Below are 25,500 nucleotides of genomic sequence, written 5' to 3'. Positions count from 1 at the left end.
GCACACGTGGCGAAGAAGAAGGTGACGGATCCGGCCGCGGTCGGACCCGACACGACGCTGATCCTGATCGTGTTCGGCTTTGCGACGCTGATCACCCTCGCCGTCGCGCTGCACCTGGGCAACGCGCTGTCGGTGGTGCCGCAGAACATTCCGGCCAACCCGATCGCGGTGGTCGCCGATCTGGCGCGCGGCAAACTGCACTGGCCCCGGGCGTCGACGGTGATCGTGCTGCTGGTGATCGCGGCGGTCATCGCCTACGTGGTGGTCCGCAAGCAGCTGAAGAAGCGCGCGGTCAAGGGCAGGCTGTCGATCGACGACAAGGCCGATCACATGGGCACTGGCAGCGCCATCGCCTCGATCACCGAGGCCGGGGTGCGCCAGAAGGCCCTCGATCTCGGGGTGCGGCTTGGCACCAACGACGCGCCGGGCGTGCCGATCGGCGTCGCCGTCGCCGACGGTTCCCCGCTCTACGGCTCCTACGAGGATCTGCACCTCGACATCTGGGGCCCGCGTCAGGGCAAGTCCACCTCGCGCGTGATCCCGGCGATCCTGTCGGCCATCGGTCCCGTGCTGACCACCTCGAACAAGCGCGACGTGGTCGACGCGACCCGAAATGTGCGCGAGGCCAAGGGCAGCGCGACCTTCGTGTTCGACCCGCAGGGCGTGGCGGGCGAACGCCCGGTGTGGTTCTGGGATCCGCTGGCCTGGGTCGATCACCGCAAGGAGGGCTGCGAGATGCGGGCGGCCCGCCTGGCGGGCCACTTCGCCGACGCCGAGAGCGGCGGCGCCGACAACACCGACAGCTTCTTCGATCCCGAGGCCGAGGACCTGCTGGCCGGGCTGTTCCTGGCCGCCGCGATCGCGGGCAAGCCGATCACCCAGGTGTGGGAATGGGTGACCAACCCGCAGAACAGTGAGCCGATCGAGCACCTGCGTGGCGCCGGGCACGACTTCACCGCCTCCGGTCTGGCCATGCAGTACAACGCCGAACAGCGCACCAAGAGCGGCATCTTCGGTACCGCCAAGAAGATGGTGCGCTGCCTGCAGATGTCGAATGTGCACCCGTGGATCACCCGCGGCAGCGGTGACCGGCTGCAGTTCGACGAACTCGAGTTCATCGAGCGCAACGGCACGCTCTACTGCTTGTCGCTGGAGGGCCGTGGCTCGGCGGCACCGCTGGTCAGCGCGCTGACCGAGGCCGTCATCGATGTGGCCATGCGCAAGGCCTCGCTGTCGTCCGGTGGGCGGCTGCCGATTCCGCTGCTCGCGGTGCTCGACGAGGCGGCGAACGTGGTGCGCTGGAAGGATCTGCCCAAGCAGTACAGCCACTTCGGCTCGCGCGGCATCGTGGTGATGACGGTGCTGCAGTCCTGGGCGCAGGGTGCGCGCTGCTGGGGCGACGCGGGCATGAGCGCGCTGTGGTCGGCGGCCAACATCAAGGTGCTCGGCAGCGGTGTCGACGACATGGCGTTCCTGCGCGACCGGTCCGAGGCGATCGGCGAGTACGACTCGATCTCGCAGTCGATGTCGCAGTCGGGCAGCAGCAAGAGCTACTCGCGCTCGCTCAGCTCCTCGGTGACCTTCACCGCGCAGGGCCTGGCGACGCTGCCGCGCGGTCGCGCGGTGGTGTTCACCTCGGGGCAGCCCGCCGTGCTGGTCCGGACCGTGCCCTGGTGGGAAGGGGAGTACGCCGCGGCGGTCAAACAGTCGATCGAGTACAACGATCCGACCCGCAAGACCCGCATCGACGATCTGATCGGAACGCCGGTGCTGTCGAATTCCACTCCGCCGGAGCAGTACGGCGATGTCGAGGAGGTCAAGCCGCTGTGAACCAGCCGATGCCCGGATCCAACGACCTCACCAACGGCTATCCCAATGTCGTGGAGTTCGTCAACGGCTACCTGAGCAAGGTGTACCGCAGGCAGGTCACCGATATCAGTGACACCGTGTGGTGCCCCGAATGGTGGCGCCACACCGAGGCGGTCATCCGCCTCGACGCGCTGTGGCAGGCCTGGGAGCACTATCGGCTCGAGGGCGGGCCGGGAATCAGCGTGTGGTTCCTCGACCACGCCGACCAGCACATGGCCAAGTTGTTCGATCCCCGTGGGCCGTTCAAGTACTGCAGCGTGCGCAACGGGCACAAGAGCATGCTGGATCCGCTGCCGTTGCGCGACCAGGAGGGCGCGGATCAGGAGATGTTCTCCGATCCGGAGGTCACCGAGCCGTGGCTCAAGACCAAGCCGACGCTGTAGCCGCGCGGTGATCGTCGCGGGCGGCCGGTGCTCCGGCCGCCCGGCGACGCATGTTCGCCGGGGTCAGCGCCCGCGTTCGAGGCCACGCGGATCGATACCGCGTTCGATGCCGGTGCGGCGGGCGCCCGCGTTCGTGCGGCGGATCGCCTCGTCCGGCGAGATGCCCTGTCCCATCTCGACGAGCATGCGCACCTCGGCCAATTCCGGTGCGACGCCCGCCCGTTCGAGATGGGCGGCGATGGCCGCGCGCCGCTCGACGGAGTCGTAGCCCAACTGAGGCGCCTGCGCGGCCTTCGCGGCGGCGCCGCTCGCGAAGGGGGAGGACGGGTCCTTCTCCAGGGTCAGTCCCCGCGGCTGGCTCGACTTGGCGCCGACCGACATCATCTGCACCAGTTCGAGATTGCGCGGGTCCTTGGCCTTCAGCTCGCGCGCCTCGCGGATCTGCAACTCGCGGGCTTCCTTCATCTTCGCCTCGACCGCCTTGGCGCGGGCCTCGGCCTCTTTCTGACCGTGCTCACGCGACTTGAGGGCGACCAGGGTGGCCATCTGCAGCATGATGCGCATCATGGACGCCGTTTCGCTGCCGATGTCGTCGAGTTCCGCCATGACTGCTCCCCGATGCTGCTGTGGAAGTGGACATCTGAGACTACCGCGCGAAGGACACGACTGTATGTCTGGCGGAGCCACGCACGGGAGGTGTCGAGAAGTTTCGGCCGACATGGAGTGGCGGGGGAGAAAGTACGGTGTTCGAGGCTGTCGGCCGGATGAAACGTAGGATTGCCTTGCCTCTGATGATCTTCTGGCGGTGTCGGGGCCGGAAAACCGGAAACGGGCCGGACACCATGGTGGCGTCCGACCCGTTTCACGCTGCGTGTGGCGGTGTCAGCCCACCTTGACGGTGGTGAAGCTGATCGGCATCTTCGGCTTGCCGCCGCCGGCCGACATGGATCCGTCGTCGCCCGCGGCGCCGACCTTCTCCAGCGTCGTCAGGCCCGCCTCGTCGATGGTGCCGAAGATCGTGTACTTCGGCGGCAGGATGGTGTCGCCGTAGACCAGGAAGAACTGGCTGCCGTTGGTGCCCTCGGGGGTCAGGCCCGAGTTGGCCATCGCGATCACGCCACGCTTGTACTTGATCGGGCTGTTGAGCGCGGGATCGTTGTCCGGATCGGTCGTCGGGAACTGATCGGTCGGGTACTCGTTGGCGAAGCTGTAGCCCGGCCCGCCCATGCCGCTGGCGGTGGGGTCGCCGCACTGCAGCATCTCGAAGCCCTCTTCGGCCGAGATGCGGTGGCAGCTGGTGTTGTCGAAGTAGCCCTGCTGCGCCAGGCTCACGAAACTGTTGACGGTGCACGGCGATTCGGCACTGTCGAGCTCGAGGCCGATCGGTCCCTGGGTGGAATCGATGGACACCTTGGTCTTCGGCGCGTCGGGGCCGGAGGCGACCGTGGTGGTGCTCGGCGGCGCGACCGGCTTGCTCGCGGGCTCCGCGCCGACGGGGTAGGCGCAGGTGACGGTGGCCGGCTTGGCGGCGACCGCGGGCGCGTCGGCGGCCGGGGGTAGTTCACGCTTGCTGGTGGCCGAGGTGCTCGCGGTGGCCGAGGAATCCGCCTCGTCGCCGCCCTTGGTGAGGAAGTACACGCCGGTCACGGCGGCGGCGACCACGATCACACCCAGTACCGAGCCCGCGATCACCAGGCGCTTGCGCTTCTTCTCCTGCTCGGCCCGTCGTGCCAGCTGGCGCTCCAGCTTGCGCTTGGCCGCCGCCCGTCGCTGTTCGTTACTCGGCACTACCGCGTTCCTCCCGTGTCGTCAGGTTCGTCTAGAGGGTAACCGGTTGGACTCGAGGGGCGCCCGTGGGGAAAACTGGATGATCGTGACCAAGACCAGCAGCTTCACCGCCCCGAAGGGGGTCCCGGATTACGTGCCGCCCGGCTCGGCCGAGTTCGTCGCCGTGCGCGACGGCTTGATCCACGCCGCCCGACTCGCCGGGTACGGGCACATCGAGCTGCCGGTATTCGAACAGACCGCCCTGTTCGCGCGTGGTGTCGGTGAGTCGACCGACGTGGTCAGCAAGGAGATGTGGACCTTCGCCGACCGCAACGGCGAGAGCTTCACCCTGCGTCCCGAAGGCACCGCGGGCGTCATGCGCGCGGTGATCCAGCACGGCCTGGACAAGAGCGGCCAGCTGCCGCTCAAGCTGTGCTACGCCGGGCCGTTCTTCCGCTACGAGCGCCCGCAGGCCGGCCGCTACCGGCAGTTGCAGCAGGTGGGCATCGAGGCGATCGGCGTCGACGACCCCGCGCTGGACGCGGAGGTCATCGCGATCGCCGACGCCGGGTTCCGCGGCCTCGGCCTGGACGGCTTCCGTCTCGAGATCACTTCGCTGGGCGATGAGACCTGCCGCCCGCAGTACCGGGAGCTGCTGCAGGAGTTCCTGCTCGGGCTCCCGCTCGACGAGGAGACCCGTCGCCGCGCCCAGATCAACCCGCTGCGCGTCCTCGACGACAAGCGGCCGGAGGTGCGCGAGCTGACCGCGAACGCGCCGTTGATGATCGATCACCTCTCCGAGTCGGCGAAGACGCACTTCGAGCAGGTGCTGGCCCACCTCGACGCCCTCGGCGTGCCCTACGTGGTGAACCCGCGCATGGTCCGCGGCCTGGACTACTACACCAAGACCACCTTCGAATTCGTGCACGACCAGTTGGGCGCGCAGTCCGGCATCGGTGGTGGCGGCCGCTACGACGGACTGATGGCCGAGCTCGGCGGGCAGCCGCTGTCGGGCATCGGTTTCGGCATCGGTGTCGACCGGACCGTGCTGGCGCTGGCGGCCGAGGGCAAGGCCGCGGCCGATCCGGCGCGCTGCCAGGTGTACGGCATCGCGCTCGGTGACGCCGCCAAGGCGCGACTGGTCGCCCTGGCCGGCGCGCTGCGCGGCGCGGGCATCAGCGTCGACCTGGCCTACGGCGGGCGCGGGATGAAGGGTGCGATGAAGGGCGCCGACCGCTCCGGCGCGAAATTCACCCTGGTGCTGGGTGATCGCGATCTGGAGGAGAACTCGATCGGGGTCAAGGAGATGGCGACCGGCGAGCAGCGGCAGGTGCCCCTGGGCGAGGTCGTGGGAGTGCTGCGCTCCGCGCTCGGACACTGAGCCCGGCGATCCGGGGCGCGGTAGTCTGACCGCGCCTCGGGTCGGACGGGCCGCCCGGGTGGAGAGGGACATGGTGGACGGGGAGTCCGGGCGGGCGGGAACGGAACCGGTCGGCATCGACCTGGTCGCGCCCGAGGTGTTCGCGCCGATGTTGCGCAGGCTCGCGCTGGCCGCGATCGGTGTCGGCGTGGGCGTGACGCTGCTGTCCGCGCTGTGGTTGAGCTGGCCGTTCGCGATCGTCCTCGGACTGGTCGTTGCCGTGCCGACCCTCGGTTACGTATTCGCGTTCCGGCGCAGGCGGATGTGGTTGAGCGGCACCGAGATCCGCGCGCACCGGCTCTTCGGGGAGCGGCGCGTCGACCTCGCGCGGGCGACCGGCGTGCAGCTGCTGGTCTACCCCGGCCGGCTCAGCCGGATCGTGCTGAAGGTGACCGTCGGCGCCGACATCCAGGTGGTGCCGCTGGCGATGTACACCGATTCCGGCAGCGGACGCGAACTGCATGTACTCGGGCTGCGCAAGCTCGCCGACGCGCTGGCCGCCAGTGAGCTCGCCGCCGCCGTCGCCGTGTCGGAGGTGCTGGTGCAGCAGTTGCGGGCCGAGGCGCGCGATGCGGGGCTGGGGGAGCGGCCGCTGTATCGCGGTGTGCGGCTGGTCCGGGCCAAGGACGCGGTGTCGCCGGTCGTGCTGACCGATGCCGAGGTCGCCGAACTCGTCTGACCCGCGTGGTGTTCTGCCTCACGGATCCCGGTTCGGGGCGGGGTGACTGATTAGCGTGGGAGGCGCCAAGTCGTCCAGTGCGAGGAGTCGGTCGTGAGCAACCCAGCCAGCAGAACTCCGGTCACCGTCAGCGTCACCGGTGGTGCGGGACAGATCGCCTACGGACTGCTGTTCCGGATCGCCGCGGGCGCGATGCTCGGGCACGACACCCCGGTGCGCTTGCGGCTGCTCGAGGTGCCTGCCGCGGTGCGCGCCCTCGAGGGGGTCGCGATGGAACTCGAGGACGGCGCGTTCCCGCTGCTGTCCTCGATCGAGATCACCGACGATCCGTCGGTCGGGTTCGACGGCGCGAGCGTGGCGCTGCTCGTCGGTGCCCGCCCGCGTGGCCCCGGCATGGAGCGCGGCGACCTGCTCGCCGCGAACGGGCCGATCTTCACCGGTCAGGGCGCCGCGATCAATGCCGTCGCCGCTTCGGACGTGCGGGTGCTCGTCGTCGGGAATCCCGCCAACACCAACGCCTACATCGCGATGCGCAACGCGCCCGACGTACCGGCCGACCGCTTCACCGCGCTCACCCGCCTCGACCACAATCGCGCCATCGCCCAGCTGGCCGCGCGCACCGGCGCCCCGGCGGCCGATATCGCCCGGATGGCGGTGTGGGGCAACCACTCCGCGACCCAGTTCCCCGATCTGACGCACGCCACCGTCGCGGGCAAGCCCGCGCCGGAACTGGTCGAGCCGCAGTGGGTGCGGGAGGTCTTCGTGCCGACCGTGCAGCAGCGCGGTACCGCGATCATCAAGGCCCGCGGCGCGTCCTCGGCCGCCAGCGCGGCCAGCGCCGCCATCGACCACCTCCACGACTGGGTCCTCGGCACGCCCGCCGACGACTGGACCTCGATGGCCGTGCCCTCCGACGGCTCCTACGGCGTGCCGAAGGGATTGGTCAGCTCGTTCCCGGTCACCTGCGTCGGTGGGCAGTACCGCATCGTCGACGACTTGGACCTCGACGACTACGCGCGGGCCGAGATCGACGCCAGTGTCGCCGAACTGGTCGCCGAGCGGGACGCGGTGATCGATCTCGGGTTCGCCACCGCGCCGTGACCGCTCAGCCGAACAGGGCGAGCTGCTCGCTCGGCGGCACCGGGACCGGCGCCGCCGGGACGGTTCGGCCCTGCGGGCGGCGCAGGTCGTAGGCGGTCAGCAGTGGGTCGACCCGTTCGCGCAGCCAGGAGCTGTAGGCGGGCGTGACGTTCCCGCCGCGCCCGTAGAGCTGCCGGTAGCGGCGCACCAGTGCCGGGTGTTCGGCGGCCAGCCAGCCGAGGAACCAGCCGCGGGTGCTGCCGCGCAGATGCAGGCCGAAGGCCGTAGCGCTGTCGGCGCCCGCGTCGGCGATGGCGGCGAACAGGGCGTCGAGGTGGGCGCTGCCGTCGGTCAGACAGGGGATGATCGGCGCCACCATGACGTGGACGGCGAAGCCGGCGTCGGCCAGCGCGCGGACCAGGTCCAGGCGCGCGCGAGGCGTCGGCGTGCCCGGCTCCAGGCTGCGGTGCAGTTGCTCGTCGAGGATGGCGATCGACACCGCCACGCTCACCTCGACCCGCCGCGCGGCCGCGGTGAGCAGCGGCAGATCCCGGCGCAGCAGCGGCCCCTTGGTGAGGATGGAGAACGGCGTCCCGGAATCGGCGAGGGCGCCGATGATGCCGGGCATCAGCCGGTAGCGTCCTTCGGCCCGCTGGTACGGGTCGGTATTGGTGCCCAGCGCCACCGGCTCACGCTGCCAGGACCGCCGGGTCAGCTCCTTGCGCAGCACCGCCGCCACATTCGTCTTCACCACGATCTGCGAATCGAAGTCCTCGCCCGCGTCCAGCCCCAGGTACTCGTGACTGCCCCGCGCGAAGCAGTAGCGGCAGGCGTGCGAGCACCCCCGCATCGGATTGATTGTCCAGCGGAACGGCAGCGACGAACTCTCGGGCATCTTGTTCAGCGCGCTCTTGCACAGCACCTCGTGGAAGGTGATGCCGTCGAACTCGGGCGTTCGGACGGTGCGCACCAGCCCCGCCCGGGTCAGTCCGGGCAGGGCGCCGTCCTCGGCGTCGAGAGTCTGCGCTTGCCACCGCATACCGTGAGTCGAACATGTGTTCGATGAAGTGTCAAGCACGGCGCGGTCCGGTCAGCCGCGCACATGCAGGCCGAAACCGGTGCGGCCCGCCGGTTCCAGGCCCGGCTCGAGCTGCAGCGAGGGAATCTCGTAGTCGCCGAAGTTCTGCCGCCGGAACGGAATCGGCGCGGTCGAGGCCAGCGCCCGCAGCCGCCGCTGCCAGGCCGCGGCGAGGTCGGGATAGTCCGCCTCGGTGATCTTGTCGGCGCCGTACACCACGAACGGTGGCAGCGATTCGATGCCGGGGTAGAAGAGGATGCCGTGCTGGATCGGGAACAGCAGATCCTCGATCGGGCCGTTGATACCGCGCGCGGCGTAGTGCGCCTCGGGGCCACCGACGGTCACCGACAGCAGGGCCCTCTTGCCCGCGAGGGTGCCTTCGCCGTAGCGCTCGCCGTATCTGGTGTCGCTGTGCTCACCGACGCCGTAGGCGAAGCGGTAGGTGAACACCCGATCCACCCAGCCTTTGAGGATCGCGGGCATCGAGTACCACCACAGTGGGAACTGGAAGACGATCACGTCGGCCCACAGCAGCTTCTCCTGCTCGGCGCGCACCTCGGGGGCGAGCGTGCCCGCCTCGAAGGCGCGGCCCGAATCCAGGACGACCCGCAGCGGATCGGAGGCGTCGGGACCATAGTCGTCGGCGTCGACGACGGCCTTCCAGTTCATCCCGTACAGGTCGCTCACCTGGACTTCGTGTCCCTCGCCCGCCAGCGTGGCGACCGCGACTTCGGTGAGCGCGCCGTTGAGCGACTTCGGCTCCGGATGGGCGTGGACGATCAGTGCTTTCATCGGAACTCCTTCGGATCGGATGACGTCGATCCTGGGCGCCGCGCGGGCATGCGTTCAGGGGCGCCGCGTCCGTCGGACGGGACTTCCTGGTACCGGCAGGGCCACCTTCACCGCCCCCGCCGGGGCCATACTCGAGATCATGGACGACCTCGCTGGATTTCTGCGGACCCGGCGTTCCCGGGTCGACCCGGTGGCTGTCGGCATCCCCGTCGACCGGCACCGCCGGGTCGACGGATTACGCCGCGAGGAGGTCGCGCACCTGTCGGGGGTCAGCGTCGACTACTACGTCCGGCTCGAGCAGGGCCGCGCGACCCAGCCCTCCGAGCAGGTCCTCGACGCGCTGGCCCGTGTCCTCGGCCTCGACGAGACCGAGTGCGCGCATCTGCACCGGCTGGCGCGGCAGCGTCGACGCCGCGCCAGGACACCCGGCGGGCGGGTTCGGCCCGAGCTGCTGCGGGTGCTGGAGCTGGTCAGCGGCGCGCCCGCGCTGATCATGGATCATCGCCTCGACATCGTCGCGGGAAACCGGCTGGCCGGACTTCTCTACGGCAGGCCCGCTGCGGGCCTGAACACCGCCCGGCACATCTTTCTCGAGGAGTCCGAGCGTGGCCTCTACGCGGAGTGGGAGACCTGCACCCTCGATGTCGTCGGGCATCTGCGCCTGGCGGCGGGCAAGTACCCCGACGACCGCCGCCTGGCGGAGCTGATCGGCGAACTCGCCATGGGCAGCGAGCGCTTCCGCCGGCTCTGGGCCCGCGCGGACGTGCGCGCTCGCACCCATGGCCGCCGGGCCTACCGGCACCCGCTGGTCGGCCTGCTCGAACTGCACCAGGAGAACTTCGCGCTGCCGGACGAATCCGGCATGGAGCTGATCGTGTTGTCGGCCGCGCCCGGGAGCCCGACCGAGGACGGGCTGCGCCTGCTCGCGGGCTTGGGCGCGGACGGTGAGGGGCGCCCGACGGGCCCGCGCGCCGAGTCACGCGACCGTTCCCGGCGGTAGAATCGCAGGTGGCGGACCGTCGGCCCCGCGATCCGCGGTGACTCGGTGAGAAGTGTTCGATGGATAGACCGGTGGTCGGTGCGGTCGTCGCCCAGCTCGTTCTCGGGCTGCTGTTTCCGGGCGCTGTCCCGGCACCCGAGGTGAGCTATGTCGCCCTCGGCGACTCGTATACCGCCGCGCCCGGCTTGCTGGATCCCGTGCCCGGCAGTCCGCCGCTGTGTACCCGGTCGGCACAGAACTATCCGCACCTGCTGGCGGCGGCGACCGGGTGGGAACTCACCGATGTCAGCTGTGCCTCGGCGGCCACCGCGCATATGACCACGGCGCAATATGCCGATCAGCCACCGCAATTCGACGCGCTGTCGGCGCGGACGCGGATCGTCAGCTATCAGGCCGGTGGCAACGACGGGAACCTGTTCCAGACCATGGTCGTCACCTGCTCGGCGCTGAACGCGGGCAATGCCGGCGATGTCGGGGCGCCGTGTCGCGACAGTCAGGGGTCGCGGTTCAGCGACGACATCGCGGCCGCGGAACCCGCGATGGGCGCGGCGATCGGGCGGATCCGGGAGCTGGCCCCGCACGCGCGGGTGTATGTGGTGGGCTATCCGGCGGTCCTGCCGGAAGCCGGGCACTGCTATCCGCAGATGCCGCTGAGCACCGGCGACGTCGAGTACGCGCGCGGCATCGAACGTGAACTCAATGCCGCGCTGCGGCGCCGGGCCGAGGCCAACGGCGCGATCTACGTCGACATCTATACCCCGGCCATCGGCCACGACGCCTGCCGGGACCCCGCGACCCGCTGGGTCGAACCGCTGCTGCCCGGCCAGGCCAACGCGACACCGGTGCACCCCAACGCCGCCGGGCAGCGGGCCACGGCGGAAGTGCTCCGCGCGGCCATGACGGCGCCGGGGTGAGCGGTGCGGATTACGCGCTGCGCGGCGCGCGCAGGAAGTCGACCAGGTCGGCGACGGTTTCCGCGGTCGGGCGCGGGTGGTAGCCCAGCTCGCGTTCGGCCTTGCCGTGGTCGACGATGGGCGCCGACAGGATCGCGCCGAGCGCGGCCTTGGACAGGATGTCGGAGCCGAAGCGCTTGCTGATCGGCTCGACCACCGGCAGGACGGCGCCCAGCGCCTTGGCCGGAATCGCGAACCGCGGACCCTTGGCGCCGGTGCGCGCCGCGGCCATCCGGCACAGGTCGATCAGCGTGGTCATGTAGCCGCCGAGCAGGTAGTTCTCGCCGGTGCGGCCCTTCTCGCCCGCCAGGATCAGACCGTGCGCCACGTCGCGCACGTCGACCAGGTCGAAACCGCCGCCGATCATCACCGGCGTGCGGCCGCGCATCGCCTCGGCGGCGGTGCGGTTGAGCCGGGACAGGTTCTTCGGGTGGTCGGCCGGGCCGTACACGCCGGTCGGGTTGACGATCACCGCGTCCAGACCGCGCTCGATCACCGGCCGCAGCGCCTGCTCGCCCGCCCACTTGGACCGGTCGTAGACCGGTAGGCCCGGATCGGTGGAGCGCAGCGTGGTCTCGTCGATGTGCCCGCCCGCGCGGTACTGGTCGAAGGCGTGGATCGAGCTGGTGTGTACGAAGCGCCGCGCGCCGGTCTCGAGCGCCGCCTCCGCGGTGACCCGCACGCCCTCGGTGTTGACCCGCCACGCCAGGTCGTTCTTCTCGGCGAGGGTGATCAGTGCGACCAGGTGGTAGACCACCTCGGCGCCCTCGAGGGCGCCGCGCATCGACGCCGGATCGAGCACGTCACCGGAAATCCAGGTGACGGCCGGATCGGACGTGGTCGGTGCGGCGCGATCGATGGCCACCACTTCGTGGCCACGCTCGAGGAGCTGCGGGATCAGGTTGGTACCGAGGTAGCCGGCTGCGCCGGTCACTGCGACCTTCATTCCGCCGAGGATATAGAACATGTTCTAGTTTTGAAAGCGGATCCCGCGGATCGGAGCCGACACGGCTCGATCGTGGTCGGGGTGTTCGGTTATATTTGGCGCACTGCGCCCTCGCGCGGGCGCGTAGGGAGTTCCGCGACCGCCGATCGCGCTCGCAGAGCAGGATTTTCACGACGAGTTGGGGGGTTTCGCATGGCCGATCTCTCGGTCAATACCGATGCCGTCGCCGCCTTCGCGGCGACGAACGCGACCGTGGCGGGGGATATCGCCGCGGCGGGCATCACCGACGCGGCGGGCAACGTCGCCGCGATGACCCCGGTGTTCGGGCTCATCGGCGCCGACTACCTGGCGATGTTCGCGGCCGCACAGGCCCTGCAGGCCAAGGACATCAACGATCTGTCGGCCAAGTTCGCCAAGCTGTCCGACGCGGCGTTCAAGTCCTCGGTGACGTTCGATACCGAGGACGTGTCGCTGGCCGTCGACCTGGCCCGCCAGTCCGCCGGGATGGGAGGCGCGGTATGAAGCCGCTGAGCACCGGTGACGCGGGCGTCATCACCCCCGATACCGCCCTGGCCACCGCCGACGCCGCGACCCAGTCCGCGCTGGGCGCCGTCCCCGTCGACTACAGCGCCGCCCAGGCGATCCTCGACGTCCCGCTGATGCAGCTGCCCGAGGATCTCGAGGCCGACACGGAACCGGTCTTCACCCTCGCGCAGAAGATCACCGAGGACGCCCAGAACGCCGCGGTCTCCCCGGCCGGGCTCGCCGGCCTGTCCGGCCTCGGTACCGGCGGCGCCGTCGACGCGCAGGACATCCTGTCCGGCATCTCGTCCGACGCCTCCGCCGCGTTGAGCGGCGCGCAGACTGCTGTCAACCAGGTCGCCGGGCCCGCGCTGGCCACCGCCCAGACGGCGTTCGACCAGGCCAAGAGCGCGCTCACCGGGGCGGCGGGCGGCGGCACCGCCGCGAGTACCACGAATTCCACCAGCTCCGCCGCCGCGACGACGCTGACCGAGGATCCGGTCTCCGCGCTGCTCAACGGCGTCTCGATTCCGGCGCTGCCGGGCATCGACTCGCTGTTCGAGCCGATCCTGCAGCTGCTGAGCAGTTTCGGCACCGGGGTGTTCGGCTCGCTCGATCCGACCACCCTGCTGAGCAACTCCTCCTCGCTGATCGAATCGGCGATGAGCGTCGCCCAGGGCGGCCTGAAGACGGTGCAGCAGCTGTGGGAGGGCGAGGCCTCCGACGCGGCGACCACCGCCAGCCAGCAGGCGCAGACCGAGGGGCAGGAGACCAGTCAGCGCGGCTTCGACATCTCCGCGCTGACCGAGCAGGCCGCCGCCGTCGTCCAGTCGGGCAACGCGCAGCTGTCGGCGATCGCCACCACCTTCGCCGCCCAGGCCACCGCGCTCGCGCCGACGATCATGCTGCCGCCGACGCAGGCCACCCTCATCGGGCTGGCCACCGAGCATCTCGGCTCGGCGGTCACGGTCGTCAACACCACCCGCGGTGAGCTGGCCGGTTACACCGGACAGCTCAGCGGCGTCGTGCAGAACCTGGTCGCCCAGAGCGGGCTGCCCTCCCCGGAGGAAGTGCTGTCGGCGGCCTCGGAGAACATCGCCGAGCCGCTGCTGACCCAGGCGGAAGAAGCGCTGTCGGGCACCACCGACGACTCGACCACCGCCGCGAGCACCACGCAGGGCGGCACGACCACCACGCCCGGCTCGACCACCACCGCGGGCCTGAGCACCGGCGGTTCCGGCGGCAGCACCGGCGGTGCGCTCGGCGCCCTCGGCACCGCGCGGGGCGGTTCCGGCGGCAGCACCGGCGGCACCCCGAGCGCGGGAACGCCCAAGGCCACCACCGCCGTTCCCGGGTCGGCCATGCCTGCCGGGCGCGTCCTGTCCACCGCCCTGGGCAATACGGGCCTGGGCACCACCACCACCGCGGGCACCAGCGGCTCCGGCTTCATGGGCGGCGGCGGTGCCGCGGGCGCGGGTGGCAAGGGCAACAACGACGAGGAACACGGCCGTACCGTGCAGCCCTACCAGAGCCGCACCGGCAACGACGACCTCACCGGCCCGCTCGGCGAATCCACGCCCGAGGTCATCGGCGCCGTCCACGAGGACGAACGCGACGCCGACGAAGACCGGTTCTAGACACCGGATCTCGGACGAAGACGACCGTGCCCCCGACCCGGAGTCGGGGGCACGGTCGTCGCGCGGTGGCTCAGCGCTTCTCCTTGAAGGAATCCACCAGCTTCTTGTAGAGGTCGGTGAAGCGCTTGCGCGCGGCCTTCTGGTCGTCGTTGAGCCCGTCGGACGCATCGGGGGAGTAGACGACGAGGTGGGTCTCGCCGTCGACATCGTCGGGCATCAGATCGATGATCGTGGTGCCCTTGCCCTCACCGGCCGGGATGCCGAAATCGATCTCCCGCAGCGCGGTGATCTCCTCGCGCGCGGCCGCGAGCACGTCCTCGGGCACGGTGCCGTCGACCCGCTTGGCCGCGGTCTCGGGCTTGCGGTCCTTGCTCACCGCGTCGGGCGAGTGCACCGCCTTGCCGTCGGCGAAGACCTGCAGCACCGGCCGCAGGTCGGTGCGCTGGGACCAGCCGTCGGGAATCGAGGTCACGCTGACCAGGGGTAGCGGCGCGGGCTCGGCCTGGGCGATCGCGCTCGCACCGGGCAGTGCGAGCGCGCAGACGAGCAGTCCGGTCATGGTCAGGCGCATGATTCCCCTCGAAAGACGATGTGGCGGTATCTCGTTGGGGGTCAGCGTAGCCCGGGCGGGTTGTTGAGGTCACCGGCGGAATAGGTGTCGCACGACTTGACCGAGCCGGTCTTGTAGCCGGTGAGGAACCATTTCTGGCGCTGCTCGGACGAGCCGTGCGTCCACGACTCCGGGTTGACCCCGCGCCCGGCCGAGCGCTGGATCCGGTCGTCGCCGACGGCGTTGGCCGCCGAGAGGGCGTCGCGGATGTCGTTGTCCGACAGCGGCTTCAAGAACGGCTGGCTGCTGCCCGGCGCGGGCTGCTTGTCCGCGTAATGGGCCCAGATGCCGGCGTAGCAGTCGGCCTGCAGCTCGGTGCGGACCGCGCCGGACTGGGCGCCCTGCGGGTCGCGCTGGGCGCGGCCGATGTCGCCGAGCTGGTTCTGGATGTGGTGGCCGACCTCGTGGGCCACCACGTACTCCTGGGCCAGTGGTCCGGCGCTGGCGCCGAAGCGGTCGGTGAGCTCCTGGAAGAACGCGGTGTCGAAGTAGGCGGTCTGGTCGGCGGGGCAGTAGAAGGGGCCGACGTCACTGGTGGCGTTGCCGCAGCCGGTCGACACCGCGCCGGAGAACAGCACCAGCTTCGGCTCCACGTAGCGCTGACCGGTCTGCCGGGGCAGCTCCTGCGACCACACCCCGTCCAGGCTCTGCGCGGTCGCGACCACCCGGCAGTCGACGTACTTGTTGGCGTCGGCGCCGGTCTTGCAGTGCGCCGGGGTACCCGCGGTGCCCGGCTGGCTCTGCTGGGTGTCCTGCGCGCCAGTGAAGCTGCCGAGTACCGAGCCCGGGTCGCCGCCCAGGAGCAACGTGATCACCAGCAGGATCAGACCGCCCGCGCCGCCACCCACGGCGAGCTTGCCGCCCATGCCGGGGCCGCCGCCGGAGGATGCCCGGCCGGGATCGATCTGCATACCTTCGTTGAAGGTCATCGCGGTACTCGCCTTCGCTCGGATGTCCAGCTGTCCTGCAGCACGATTCACCGCCCCGGACGCGGCTCACGGCGGGCATGCGTCACAAGCTTGACACGACGACCGAGATATCGGTTTCCACTCGGGGATCGTGTCTCACTACGATGGCGGGGAGTCCCCAGGAAGTCTGTCGAAAGGAATACCGTGCTGCGCACCCACTTGGCTGGTTCGCTGCGAAGCGAGCACGCCGGTCAGACCGTCACCCTCACCGGCTGGGTGGCCCGGCGTCGTGACCACGGTGGTGTGACCTTCATCGATCTGCGCGACGCCTCGGGCGTCGCGCAGGTGGTCTTCCGCGAGGGCGAGGCGGCCGAGCAGGCCCACAAGCTCCGCGCGGAGTACTGCGTGCAGGTCACCGGTGTGGTGGAGCAGCGTCCCGACGGCAACGAGAACCCGGAGCTGCCGACCGGGCAGATCGAGGTCGACGTCAAGGAGCTGGTGGTGCTCAACGAGAGCGCGCCGCTGCCGTTCCAGCTCGACGAGACCCCCGGCGACGAGGCCCGCCTCAAGTACCGCTACCTCGACCTGCGCCGGGAGGGCCCGGGCCACGCCATCCGGCTGCGCTCCAAGGTCAACGCCGCCGCGCGCGAGGTGCTGGCCCGCCACGAGTTCATCGAGGTGGAGACCCCCACGCTGACCCGCTCGACCCCCGAGGGCGCCCGCGACTTCCTGGTGCCCGCGCGCCTGCAGCCGGGTAGCTTCTACGCCCTGCCGCAGAGCCCGCAGCTGTTCAAGCAGCTGCTCATGGTCGGCGGCATCGAGCGCTACTTCCAGATCGCGCGCTGCTACCGCGACGAGGACTTCCGCGCCGACCGTCAGCCCGAGTTCACCCAGCTCGACATCGAGATGAGCTTCGTGCGCCAGGAGGACGTGATCCTGCTGGCCGAGGACATCCTGGTCGCGCTGTGGAAGCTGGTCGGCCACGACATCACCACCCCGATCCCGCACATGACCTACGCCGAGGCGATGCGCCGCTTCGGTTCGGACAAGCCGGACCTGCGCTTCGGCGTCGAGATCACCGAGCTCACCGACTACTTCAAGGACACCCCGTTCCGGGTGTTCCAGTCCGAGTACGTCGGCGCGGTCGTCATGCCGGGTGGCGCGAGCCAGCCGCGGCGTCAGCTCGACGCCTGGCAGGAGTGGGCCAAGCAGCGCGGCGCCAAGGGGCTGGCCTACATCCTGATCAACGAGGACGGCAGCCTGGGCGGCCCGGTCGCCAAGAACCTGACCGACGCCGAGCGCGACGGGCTGGCCAAGCAGGTCGGTGCCGAGCCGGGCGACTGCGTGTTCTTCGCCGCCGGCACGACCAAGTCGAGCCGGGCGCTGCTGGGTGCCGCGCGCGGCGAGATCGCCCGCAAGTGCGACCTCATCGACCCGAACGCCTGGGCGTTCGTCTGGATCGTCGACGCGCCGATGTTCGAGCCGACCGCCGACGCCACCGCCAGCGGCGATGTGGCGCTGGGCTACTCGGCCTGGACCGCCGTGCACCACGCCTTCACCTCGCCCAAGCCGGAGTCGATCGACACCTTCGACACCGACCCGGGCTCGGCGCTGGCCTACGCCTACGACATCGTCTGCAACGGCAACGAGATCGGTGGCGGTTCGATTCGTATCCACCGCCGCGACGTGCAGGAACGCGTGTTCAAGGTGATGGGCATCGGCCACGACGAAGCGCAGGAGAAGTTCGGCTTCCTGCTCGACGCCTTCGCCTACGGCGCCCCGCCGCACGGCGGCATCGCCTTCGGCTGGGACCGCATCACCGCGCTGCTGGCCGGGGAGGACTCGATCCGCGAGGTGATCGCGTTCCCGAAGACCGGTGGCGGCGTCGACCCGCTCACCGACGCGCCCGCTCCGATCACCGCGCAGCAGCGCAAGGAAGCGGGCATCGACGCCAAGCCGGAGGTCAAGGGCGAGGGCAAGACCGACGCGCCGAAAGCCGCTGCCGCCGAGAAATAGCGGTCACCGACGGTAGCCCGGTACCTTCTGGTCAGTTCCCCGCCGTCACGGCGGCATCGACCAGAAGGGCCACCCGGTGCTGCATCTGCGTGTGATCAGTCCGCCCGAGCAGACCGACGCGCTCGTGCGCGCGCTGGAAGCCGACCCGGGCGTCGCTCATCTCACGGTCGCGCGCGGGATCGCCGTGGCGCCCCACGGTGATCTCGTGCAGGCCGACGTGGCGCGCGAGGCCGCCAACAAGGTCCTCGCCGACGTCAAGGCGCTCGGCATCGAGCAGACCGGCGGTATCACGCTCGGGCCCGTCGAGGCGGTGCTGTCCGCCGCGGCCGACCGGGCGGTGCGGGCCGCGCCCGGTGATCCGAGCGACGCCGTGGTCTGGGAGCAACTGCTCAAAGAGACCCACGAGGAGTCATCGCTCAACGCGACCTTCGTCGCGTTCCTGACCATCGCCTGCCTGCTGGCCTCCATCGGGGTGGCGACGAACTCGCCGGTCACCATCGTCGGCGCGATGGTGGTGGGTCCGGAGTTCGGGCCGCTGGCCGCGCTGTCGGTGGCCCTGGTGCGCCGCAACTGGCGGCTGGCCCGGCGCTCGGTGCTCGCGCTGGCCGTGGCGTTCCCGGTGGCGATGGTGATCACGTTGTTCGCCACCCTGCTGTGGGAGAAGCTCGGCTGGGTGACGACCGAGGGGGTCATCGATGCCCACGACGTGGACTTCATCTACGAGGTCGGGCCGTTCTCGCTGGTCGTGGCCGTGCTCGCGGGCGCGGCGGGCATGCTGTCGCTGGTGACCGCGAAGTCGGCCGCGCTGATCGGGGTGTTCATCTCGGTCACCACCGTGCCGGCCGCCGGTTACGCGGTGGTGGCCGCGACGATCGGGCAGTGGCATCGCGCGTTCGAGTCGGTCGGTCAGCTGGCGGTGAACCTGCTGGGCATCGTCGTGGCCGGCGTGCTGGTGCTCGAGCTGCGTCCCCGTGCCGGCGACGACCTCGGGCCGTTCGAGCGCTTCAAGCGGGCCATCGGGATGAGCACCCCGCTGAGCCACTGACCGCGCGGCTCAGATCCGGGCGACCGGTCCCGCCGTGAGCATCCGGTAGGCGTAGGTCACCGCGATCGCGCACACCGGACCGGCGATGAACAGACCGAGCCCGCATGCCGCCGCGCCGACGACGGTCACCAGGGTGACCGTGAGCGCCACCAGCAGCGCGGCCCAGAGATTGGCCAGCACCAGCTGCGCGCTCGCCTTGATCGCCTCGACCGGACCGTAGTCCTGATCGATCACGAAGTGCATCGAGAACATGCACAGGAAGCCGACGACCAGGCCGGGCAGCAGGCACAGCGAGGCGGCGAGCAGGGTCGCCGCGAACGCCAGCAACGCCGTCAACAAGACATTGCCCGCGTTCACGAATCGGAAGAACGACCCGAAAGCCGGGGGATAGCCGTCCGTTTCGTACAGCGCGCCGCGGATCATCACCGCCTGCAGCAGCCACAGCGCCACCAGTACCACCAGGAACAGGAACAGCACGGTGAACAGCGAGGTGGGGTCGAAGATCTGGACGATCGCGAGGAACGACAGGTAGATGAGCACGCCGACCGCGGTGACCCCGAGCCACGGGCCCGGATTGGCGCGGAAACGCTCCCAGCCATAGCTCAGCGAGCGGCCGACATCGAGGGCTTGTGCTCCCGAATGGTAGTAACCCGGCGTCTGCCCGCCGCCGGTGGCCGACACGCCGGGTGCGGGTGCGGCGGCGTATCCCGGGTGGTCCGGCTTCGCCTGGGGTGTGGGGTATCCGGGCCCGGTGCCCGCCGGACCGTACTGCGGTGCGGATCGCGGTGGTCCGGCAATCGGCGGCGCCGGCTCGAGCGGCTCCTCGCCGTACTGCGCGGCGCCGGGACCCTCGAATTGCGGATAGCCTGCGCCACCGGCCATTCCATGCCTGCTCGGCCCCGGTCCGGCGGCACCCGCCCGACCCGGCGCCTCGTGTCTGCCCGTGCCCTCGGCGAACTGTCCGCCACCTCCGGGAACCGGGGGCCCACCGGGTGAATCGCTCGATGCGGCGTACGGCGTGTCGGTCACTGTGGTAGACCTTTCGACTCAACCGGTTTGCGGTGTGGCGCACTGCAGTTGACGATGAGAAAACCCGACGACAGTCGGGTGTGTCAAGCGAACAGTGACACTCGCGCAACCACGGTGCCAACACGCCGAGCGACGCGGAAAGGTTGTGTAACCGCTCGCTAGAAGTGACCAGGTACGAGTAGCTTGAGAGGCGATGACCGCACTATTGGCCGAACGCGCCGCCGACGTCGTGTCCGCAGCACAACAGTTGCTCACAAAGCGAATGGGTGCTCCGGTGAAGCTGAGTGATCCGATGGAGCTCAGTGGCAGTGGTAGGACGACAGTCCTACGCGTGCGTGTTGCGGAGAACGCTTTTTCGTTGCCGCGCACGCTGATCGTGAAGCAGGTGCGCGGTTCCGCACAGGACCGCCGCACCGGTGGCATGGCGCCCGGAGTCGCCAGCATCGATGCGGCATTCCTCCGTGAGGCGGTGTCCTATCAGTTCACCACCGCGCTCAGCCGCGAACAGCGCCCCGGCGCCTACCTGATCGCGCACAGCGTGCCCGACCGGTTGCTGGTGCTCTCCGATCTGGGCGACAACGCGCTGCTCACCTCCGTGCTGCAGACCCGCGCCGAGCCGGGCACCCGCAACGCGCTGATGGCCTTCGCGCAGGCGCTGGGCCGGATGCACGCGGCGACCGTGGGCCGCGAGCCCGACTTCGTGGCGCTGATGCGCCGGGTCGACTCGGTGCATCGCGTCGACGGGATCGCCCAGCAGGCCCAGGCCGCGATCGCCGATGTGCCGGGGTTGCTCGAGGCCGAACTCGGCATCGAGGTGCCGGGCGAGATCGCCGAGCGGATCGTGCACGGCAATCGCCTGTTCACCGGCGGCCGGTACCGCGCGTTCAGCCCGTCGGATCTGTGCCCCGACAACGTCATCATGAACGACGAGGGCGCCCGCTTCCTCGACTACGAGTGGGGCGGTTTCCGCGACGCCACTCTCGACATCGCCTACGCGCTCGTGTCCTTCCCGGGCTGCCTCTGCGATTTCGAGCTCTCGCGCAGCCGCGCCAGGGAGATGGTCGAGGCCTGGCGGTCGGCCGTGGTCGGGGTGTGGCCGTCGCTGGCCGACGACACCGTGCTCGCCGAGCGGATCCTCGAGGCCCGCCTGATCTGGGTGTGGCTGTCGACGTACTGGTTCCTGCCCGCCGATCACACCCGCATCGCCACCGCCCGCGAACACGGTCTGTCCGTGCCGCGTTCGGAGGCGCTGATCAACCGCTGGTCGGCGCTGGCCGAGGACGCGCGCGTCACCGGCGACGACGCGGTCGGTGATTTCGCCGAGCAGGTGTCGGCGATGCTGGAAGAGCGCTGGTCGGAGTAGCCGCGCGGCGCAGGCTCCCCACTTCCCGGTCCGACGGGAGTACCGTCGGCGAGGGTCCGAGGAGTTGGGAGCAGTAGTGCCGAAACCGGTTACCGTCACCGTCGTCCGCAAGCTGTGGTTGACCCCGCACCTGGTGCGCGTGGTCGGCACCGCCGACGGATTCACACCGAATGTCTTCACCGACGCCTATGTGAAGCTGATCTTCGCCCCGCCCGGCGTCGAGTATCCCGAGCCGTTCGATCTCGACACCGTGCGCGCCACACTCGGCCCGGAGAGTCAGCCGGTGCTGCGCACCTACACCGTCCGCTCCTACGTTCCCGAGCGGCACGAGATCAGCATCGACTTCGTGGTGCACGGCGACGAGGGCATCGCGGGTCCGTGGGCGCGCTCGGTCGAGCCGGGCGCGCGGTTCCGATTGACCGGACCCGGTGGCGCGTTCGCGCCCGATCCGGCGGCCGACTGGTACTTGTTCGCCGGTGACGAGTCGGCCTTGCCCGCCATCGCGGCCGCGGTCGAGGCGCTGCCCGCCGGCGCGCCCGCGCAGGTGTTCGTCGAGGTGGGCGGCCCGGAGGACGAGATCGAACTCGGCTCTCCCGGCGACCTGCGCCTGCACTGGGTGCATCGCGGTGTGTCCTCGGACCGGATTCCCGACGATCTCGCCGGGGAGCACGCTCCGCTGGTGGCGGCGGTCCGTGCGGCCGAGTGGCTGCCCGGCCAGGTGCAGGCGTTCGTGCACGGCGAGGCCGAGGCCGTCATGCGGCAGCTGCGCCCCTACCTGCGCAAGGAACGCGGCGTCGCGCCGAAATGGCTGTCCGTCTCCGGGTATTGGCGGCGTGGTCGCACCGAGGAAGGCTTCCGCGAGTGGAAGCGCGCGCTGGCCGCCGAAGGCGCCTGATCGGCGCGCCGCACCTGCGGAAGCGGCGGTGGGGTTGCCCGTGTCGTGGCGCCCGGCCGAGACAGCGGGGCGCCGCAGCTCCGCGGCGGGTCGGCCCGCGCTCAGGTGATCAGTGCTGCCAGCTTGCTCCGAAGATGCGCCCGCTCGACCGTGTTATCGGTGAGCAGCAGCGCTGCCTCGTAGGCGGCGACCGCCTCGTCGACCCGGCCCACCTCGGCCAGGAACGCCGCCCGGGCCGCATCGAGATAGCCGTAGGTCGCCAGGGCGGGCTCCGCGCCGAGCGGCCGCAGCAGCGCGAGCGCCCGCTCCGGATCGCCGCCGAGGCCGACCGCGATCGCGTGGTTGAGCTGGGCGACCGGTGACGGCCACACCCGCAGGAGCAGCCGGTACAGTCCGATGATCTCGGGCCAGTCCGTCTCGGCCCAGCTGGGTGCCTCGTCGTGGACGGCGGCGATCGCGGCTTGCAGCGTGTACGGATCCAGGTGCGGCAGCGCCTGTTTCACCAGGGCGATGCCCTCGGCGATCGCCACGCGGTCCCAGCGGGCGCGATCCTGGTGCTCGAGGGTGCGCAGCTCGCCCGCCGCGTCCACCCGCGCGGCCCGGCGCGCGTCGGTCAGCAGGATCAACGCCAGCAGCCCGGTGGCCGACGGGTCGTCGGGGACCAGCGCGCGCATCATCCGCGCGAGCTGGAGTGCGCGCTCGACGAGATCGGCGCGGACCAGCTGCTCGCCCGCCGGTGCGGTGTGGCCGGTGGTGAACAGCAGATGGATGACCGCGCAGATCGCATCGAGACGCTGGGGCAGCTCGCGCACCGACGGCACCCGGTACGGGATCGCCGCCACCGCGATCTTGCGCTTGGCCCTGGTGATCCGCGCGGCCATGGTCGACTCGCTGACCAGGAACGCCCGCGCCACCTCGGCGGTGGTCACACCGCAGACCAGCCGCAGTGTCAACGCGATCTGGGCCTCGGGCGCCAGCGCCGGGTGACAGCAGGTGCTGATCAGGCGCAGCCGATCGTCGGGGATCGCGGGGTCGTCCAGTTCGGCCAGGGCGAGGTCGGCGGTGTCGTCGACCTGCTCGTCGACGACGAGGCGGGGCAGCGCCCGCCGGAACGTGCTGTCGCGGCGCAGCAGATCGAGACCGCGGCGCCGGGCGACCGTCGTCAGCCAGGCGCCGGGCTTGGCCGGGACACCATCGGTGGCCCACGCGGTGAGCGCCGTCGCGTAGGCGTCCTGCACACACTCCTCGGCCAGGTCGAAATCGCGGACCAGCCGCACCGTCGCGGCGAGCACGAAGGCCCACTCGCGACGGTGCGCCTGCTCGACGGCCGCGGCCGCCGTCGTGGTCACGGCTGCGGGAAGACCTTGATCGGGCGGACCTCGACGCCGCCCTCCGGCGCGGGCACCTGCGCGGCGATCGCGATCGCGGCGTCCAGGTCGGGGGCCTCCAGCAGGTAGTAGCCGCCGAGGGCTTCCTTGGCTTCCGCGAACGGCCCGTCGGTGATGACGACCTCGCCGTCGGCGGTGTGACGGATCGAGGTGGCGGTGCCGGTGGGCTGCAGGGCCTGGCCGCCGAGGTTGGCGTCACCGGCGAGCTGCTGGAAGGTGCGGTGGGCGGCGAGCATGTCGTCGAGTTCGGTGGGGGACAGGGCGGCGTAGGCGGCTTCGTCGCCGTAGATCAGGACCAGATACTGGCTCATGACGGTGCTCCTTCGGATGAGGGCTGCCCGCTCGTCGGGTAGCCGTACTCACCCGACGAGCGGCAGTGGCTGCGATCGACAGCCTCACCGAAGATTCTGCGCCGATTTCCTCCAGGCGTGACCGCCCTCAGGCCACCGGGTTCGGCCGCGGTTCCACCCGGCCGCCCGCGGGCACGGCGAACGAGGCGCCGTGGCGCACACCGGTCGCCGGGTCGGTGACGTCGAGAACGTAGAACCAGTCCATCTGGGTCTGGGTGGGCGTCACCTCGAGCACGCCGAAGCCGTGCGAGTCGAGTTCGGTGTAGCGCAGGTGATGGTTGGCCGCCTTGATGGCCTCCTCGGCCGCCACCGACGCGGTGCGGGCGGGCACCTTCAGCAGGTCGCCGACGCTGGAGGAGGTGACCGAGGGGATGACGAACTCCGCGCCCACCGTCGGTCCGCCCGGGTAGTTCGCGGCATCCAGCGGCAGGTCGGCGGCCCAGGAGGTGTGGATGTCACCGGTCAGGAAGACGACATCGGCCACGTTGTCCTCGACGATGGTCCGGAACAGGGTGCGCCGGTCGGCGGTGTAGCCGTCCCACTGGTCCCCGTTGACGGTCAGGCCGCCCTGGGGCACGCCGATCGCCTCGGTGATCGCCTGGGTGGTGGCGGGCTCGAGCGGCGGGAACACCAGCGGCGCGATCATCACCGAGTTGCCGATCAGCTTCCAGCGGGCGGGTGAGGAGCTCAGACCCGCGGTCAGCCAGTCCATCTGGGCGCGGCCGGTGAGGGTGCGCGCCGGATCGTCGGCCTGGCGCCAGCCCGCGCCGGGACCTGCCTCGTGGTCGCGGTAGCTGCGCAGGTCCAGCATCGACAGTTCGGCCAGCGTGCCGAAGCGCAGGCGGCGATAGATCTGTACGTCGGTGCCGGTGCGAGCGGCGCGCACCGGCATCCACTCCAGGTAGGCCTGCGCGGATGCGGCCCGGCGGGCGCTCCACGGTCCGTGCACGGCGGGGTCGTGGTTCTCGGAGCCCTCGCGCCAGGAGTTGTCGGCCGACTCGTGGTCGTCCCAGGTGCAGATGAACGGCACCGACGCGTGCAGGGCCAGCAGGTCGGGGTCGGTCTTGTACTGGCCGTGCCGGGTCCGGTAGTCGGCCAGGCTGACGATCTCGTTCGCCGGCTCGTGTCCGCGCACCGCGCCGTTGCGGCCGGTGTACTTGCCGCGGGCGTATTCGTAGATGTAGTCGCCCAGGTGCACCACCGCGTCCAGATCGGTGCGGGCGGCCAGATGCCGGTAGGACCCGAACCAGCCGGCTTCCCAGTTCGAGCAGGAGACCAGGCCGAGGCGCAGGCGGTCGACCGCGCTGTCGGTCGCGGGCGCGGTGCGGGTGCGCCCGACCGGCGAGGTCTCGCCGAGGGCGGTGAAGCGGTAGTAGTAGTCGGTGGCCGGTGCCAGGCCGGTCGCGTCGACCTTGACGGTGTGATCGGCGTCGGCGGTCGCGGTCACGGTGCCGGAGGCGGCGATCCCGGCGAAGGACTCGTTCGCGGAGATCTCCCAGCGCACCGTCGCGGGGGCGCCGAGGCCGGAGCCGGGGACCGCGTCCTCGGCCACGCTGACCCGGGTCCACAGGATCACCGCGCCGGGCAGCGGGTCACCGGAGGCGACACCGTGGCGGAACACCGCGCCCGCCGCGTGCGCCGTCGCGGTGCTCGCGAACACCGCCGCGGCCGCCGCCGTCCCGCCTTTGAACAGGGTGCGCCGGGCGAACTGCCCTGTCGCGGAGGTGATGACGCCGTTGTTTTCGACCACGAGGAGCGATCTCATCCCAC

Annotated in this window: 24 protein-coding genes; 13 read left to right on the top strand and 11 right to left on the bottom strand. The window is 70.6% G+C overall.

Annotation, left to right across the window (positions count from 1 at the left end; translation table 11 throughout):
* Nucleotides 1-6 precede the first annotated feature (6 nt).
* A complete protein-coding gene (locus tag Q7X29_RS23185; RefSeq protein WP_218717191.1) occupies nt 7-1,830 on the top strand; it encodes a type IV secretory system conjugative DNA transfer family protein in 1,824 nt (607 codons plus the stop codon).
* A complete protein-coding gene (locus Q7X29_RS23180) occupies nt 1,827-2,252 on the top strand; it encodes a DUF4913 domain-containing protein (RefSeq protein ID WP_316575346.1) in 426 nt (141 codons plus the stop codon). The genes Q7X29_RS23185 and Q7X29_RS23180 overlap by 4 nt, the downstream gene beginning before the upstream one ends.
* 63 nt (nt 2,253-2,315) lie before the next feature.
* Here the strand turns inward: Q7X29_RS23180 and Q7X29_RS23175 are convergent, their stop codons facing one another.
* Nucleotides 2,316-2,858, bottom strand: a complete 543-nt coding sequence (locus tag Q7X29_RS23175; RefSeq protein WP_218717189.1) for a hypothetical protein — start codon at nt 2,856-2,858, stop codon at nt 2,316-2,318.
* Nucleotides 2,859-3,134: 276 nt separating this feature from the next.
* Nucleotides 3,135-4,040, bottom strand: a complete 906-nt coding sequence (locus tag Q7X29_RS23170; RefSeq protein WP_218717188.1) for a peptidylprolyl isomerase — start codon at nt 4,038-4,040, stop codon at nt 3,135-3,137.
* A gap of 85 nt (nt 4,041-4,125) precedes the next feature.
* Here Q7X29_RS23170 and hisS point away from each other — a divergent pair, with 85 nt between their 5' ends.
* The 3 genes from hisS to Q7X29_RS23155 all read left to right on the top strand — a co-directional run bounded on the left by hisS (nt 4,126) and on the right by Q7X29_RS23155 (nt 7,219).
* Complete coding sequence (gene hisS / locus Q7X29_RS23165) at nt 4,126-5,400, top strand: histidine--tRNA ligase (RefSeq protein ID WP_316575409.1); 1,275 nt, start codon at nt 4,126-4,128, stop codon at nt 5,398-5,400.
* 70 nt (nt 5,401-5,470) lie between these two features.
* Entirely contained in the window at nt 5,471-6,118 is a 648-nt protein-coding gene (locus Q7X29_RS23160) for a hypothetical protein (protein WP_316575345.1), read from the top strand.
* 93 nt (nt 6,119-6,211) lie between these two features.
* On the top strand, nt 6,212-7,219 hold the full coding sequence (locus tag Q7X29_RS23155; protein ID WP_316575344.1) for a malate dehydrogenase: 1,008 nt from the start codon (nt 6,212-6,214) through the stop codon (nt 7,217-7,219).
* 4 nt (nt 7,220-7,223) lie between these two features.
* On the opposite strand, the gene Q7X29_RS23150 is transcribed toward Q7X29_RS23155, so the two are convergent.
* Together Q7X29_RS23150 and Q7X29_RS23145 are read right to left on the bottom strand one after the other, a co-directional pair.
* Nucleotides 7,224-8,237, bottom strand: coding sequence for an Rv2578c family radical SAM protein (locus Q7X29_RS23150; protein ID WP_218717185.1), 1,014 nt, complete (start codon nt 8,235-8,237; stop codon nt 7,224-7,226).
* Nucleotides 8,238-8,288: 51 nt separating this feature from the next.
* A complete protein-coding gene (locus tag Q7X29_RS23145) occupies nt 8,289-9,068 on the bottom strand; it encodes an NAD(P)H-dependent oxidoreductase (RefSeq protein ID WP_316575343.1) in 780 nt (259 codons plus the stop codon).
* A 139-nt stretch (nt 9,069-9,207) separates the two neighbouring features.
* Here Q7X29_RS23145 and Q7X29_RS23140 point away from each other — a divergent pair, with 139 nt between their 5' ends.
* Together Q7X29_RS23140 and Q7X29_RS23135 are read left to right on the top strand one after the other, a co-directional pair.
* The gene (locus tag Q7X29_RS23140) at nt 9,208-10,068 is read left to right on the top strand and encodes a helix-turn-helix transcriptional regulator (protein WP_316575342.1); all 861 of its coding nucleotides are present in this window, start codon (nt 9,208-9,210) and stop codon (nt 10,066-10,068) included.
* Nucleotides 10,069-10,127: 59 nt separating this feature from the next.
* Nucleotides 10,128-10,982, top strand: a complete 855-nt coding sequence (locus tag Q7X29_RS23135) for an SGNH/GDSL hydrolase family protein (protein WP_316575341.1) — start codon at nt 10,128-10,130, stop codon at nt 10,980-10,982.
* A gap of 10 nt (nt 10,983-10,992) precedes the next feature.
* Here Q7X29_RS23135 and Q7X29_RS23130 read toward each other — a convergent pair whose 3' ends face one another.
* Nucleotides 10,993-11,967, bottom strand: coding sequence for an NAD-dependent epimerase/dehydratase family protein (locus Q7X29_RS23130; RefSeq protein ID WP_218717181.1), 975 nt, complete (start codon nt 11,965-11,967; stop codon nt 10,993-10,995).
* A 192-nt stretch (nt 11,968-12,159) separates the two neighbouring features.
* On the opposite strand from Q7X29_RS23130, the gene Q7X29_RS23125 reads away from it, so the two are divergent.
* Together Q7X29_RS23125 and Q7X29_RS23120 are read left to right on the top strand one after the other, a co-directional pair.
* Nucleotides 12,160-12,489 (top strand): type VII secretion target, encoded by a 330-nt coding sequence (locus Q7X29_RS23125; RefSeq protein WP_218717180.1) that lies wholly within the window; start codon nt 12,160-12,162, stop codon nt 12,487-12,489.
* A complete protein-coding gene (locus Q7X29_RS23120) occupies nt 12,486-14,126 on the top strand; it encodes a hypothetical protein (protein ID WP_316575340.1) in 1,641 nt (546 codons plus the stop codon). The genes Q7X29_RS23125 and Q7X29_RS23120 overlap by 4 nt, the downstream gene beginning before the upstream one ends.
* Nucleotides 14,127-14,196: 70 nt before the next feature.
* On the opposite strand, the gene Q7X29_RS23115 is transcribed toward Q7X29_RS23120, so the two are convergent.
* Nucleotides 14,197-14,697: a hypothetical protein gene (locus tag Q7X29_RS23115; RefSeq protein ID WP_218717178.1), complete on the bottom strand. Its 501-nt coding sequence runs from the start codon at nt 14,695-14,697 to the stop codon at nt 14,197-14,199.
* Between the two features lie 41 nt (nt 14,698-14,738).
* Nucleotides 14,739-15,665, bottom strand: a complete 927-nt coding sequence (ypfJ, locus tag Q7X29_RS23110) for a KPN_02809 family neutral zinc metallopeptidase (RefSeq protein ID WP_218717177.1) — start codon at nt 15,663-15,665, stop codon at nt 14,739-14,741.
* Nucleotides 15,666-15,848: 183 nt separating this feature from the next.
* Between ypfJ and aspS the strand changes: the two genes are divergently transcribed.
* The gene (aspS, locus tag Q7X29_RS23105; RefSeq protein WP_218717176.1) at nt 15,849-17,660 is read left to right on the top strand and encodes an aspartate--tRNA ligase; all 1,812 of its coding nucleotides are present in this window, start codon (nt 15,849-15,851) and stop codon (nt 17,658-17,660) included.
* A 76-nt stretch (nt 17,661-17,736) separates the two neighbouring features.
* Nucleotides 17,737-18,705, top strand: coding sequence for a DUF389 domain-containing protein (locus Q7X29_RS23100; protein WP_218717175.1), 969 nt, complete (start codon nt 17,737-17,739; stop codon nt 18,703-18,705).
* A gap of 9 nt (nt 18,706-18,714) precedes the next feature.
* On the opposite strand, the gene Q7X29_RS23095 is transcribed toward Q7X29_RS23100, so the two are convergent.
* Entirely contained in the window at nt 18,715-19,587 is an 873-nt protein-coding gene (locus Q7X29_RS23095) for a DUF2189 domain-containing protein (protein ID WP_316575339.1), read from the bottom strand.
* Nucleotides 19,588-19,927: 340 nt separating this feature from the next.
* On the opposite strand from Q7X29_RS23095, the gene Q7X29_RS23090 reads away from it, so the two are divergent.
* Together Q7X29_RS23090 and Q7X29_RS23085 are read left to right on the top strand one after the other, a co-directional pair.
* Nucleotides 19,928-21,097, top strand: a complete 1,170-nt coding sequence (locus Q7X29_RS23090) for a phosphotransferase family protein (protein ID WP_218717173.1) — start codon at nt 19,928-19,930, stop codon at nt 21,095-21,097.
* A gap of 76 nt (nt 21,098-21,173) precedes the next feature.
* Nucleotides 21,174-21,992 (top strand): siderophore-interacting protein, encoded by an 819-nt coding sequence (locus Q7X29_RS23085; protein WP_316575338.1) that lies wholly within the window; start codon nt 21,174-21,176, stop codon nt 21,990-21,992.
* A gap of 101 nt (nt 21,993-22,093) precedes the next feature.
* Here Q7X29_RS23085 and Q7X29_RS23080 read toward each other — a convergent pair whose 3' ends face one another.
* The 3 genes from Q7X29_RS23080 to Q7X29_RS23070 form a co-directional block, all read right to left on the bottom strand.
* Complete coding sequence (locus tag Q7X29_RS23080; protein ID WP_316575337.1) at nt 22,094-23,341, bottom strand: RNA polymerase sigma factor; 1,248 nt, start codon at nt 23,339-23,341, stop codon at nt 22,094-22,096.
* Nucleotides 23,338-23,691, bottom strand: a complete 354-nt coding sequence (locus Q7X29_RS23075) for a YciI family protein (RefSeq protein WP_218717170.1) — start codon at nt 23,689-23,691, stop codon at nt 23,338-23,340. Before Q7X29_RS23075 ends, Q7X29_RS23080 begins: the two co-directional genes overlap by 4 nt.
* 127 nt (nt 23,692-23,818) lie before the next feature.
* Nucleotides 23,819-25,495: an alkaline phosphatase D family protein gene (locus tag Q7X29_RS23070; protein WP_316575336.1), complete on the bottom strand. Its 1,677-nt coding sequence runs from the start codon at nt 25,493-25,495 to the stop codon at nt 23,819-23,821.
* Nucleotides 25,496-25,500: the final 5 nt, after the last annotated feature.

It is taken from the genome of Nocardia canadensis, assembly GCF_032656385.1.
GTDB classification, from domain to species: domain Bacteria; phylum Actinomycetota; class Actinomycetes; order Mycobacteriales; family Mycobacteriaceae; genus Nocardia; species Nocardia canadensis.
This window is presented reverse-complemented; position numbering and strand designations above follow the sequence as displayed.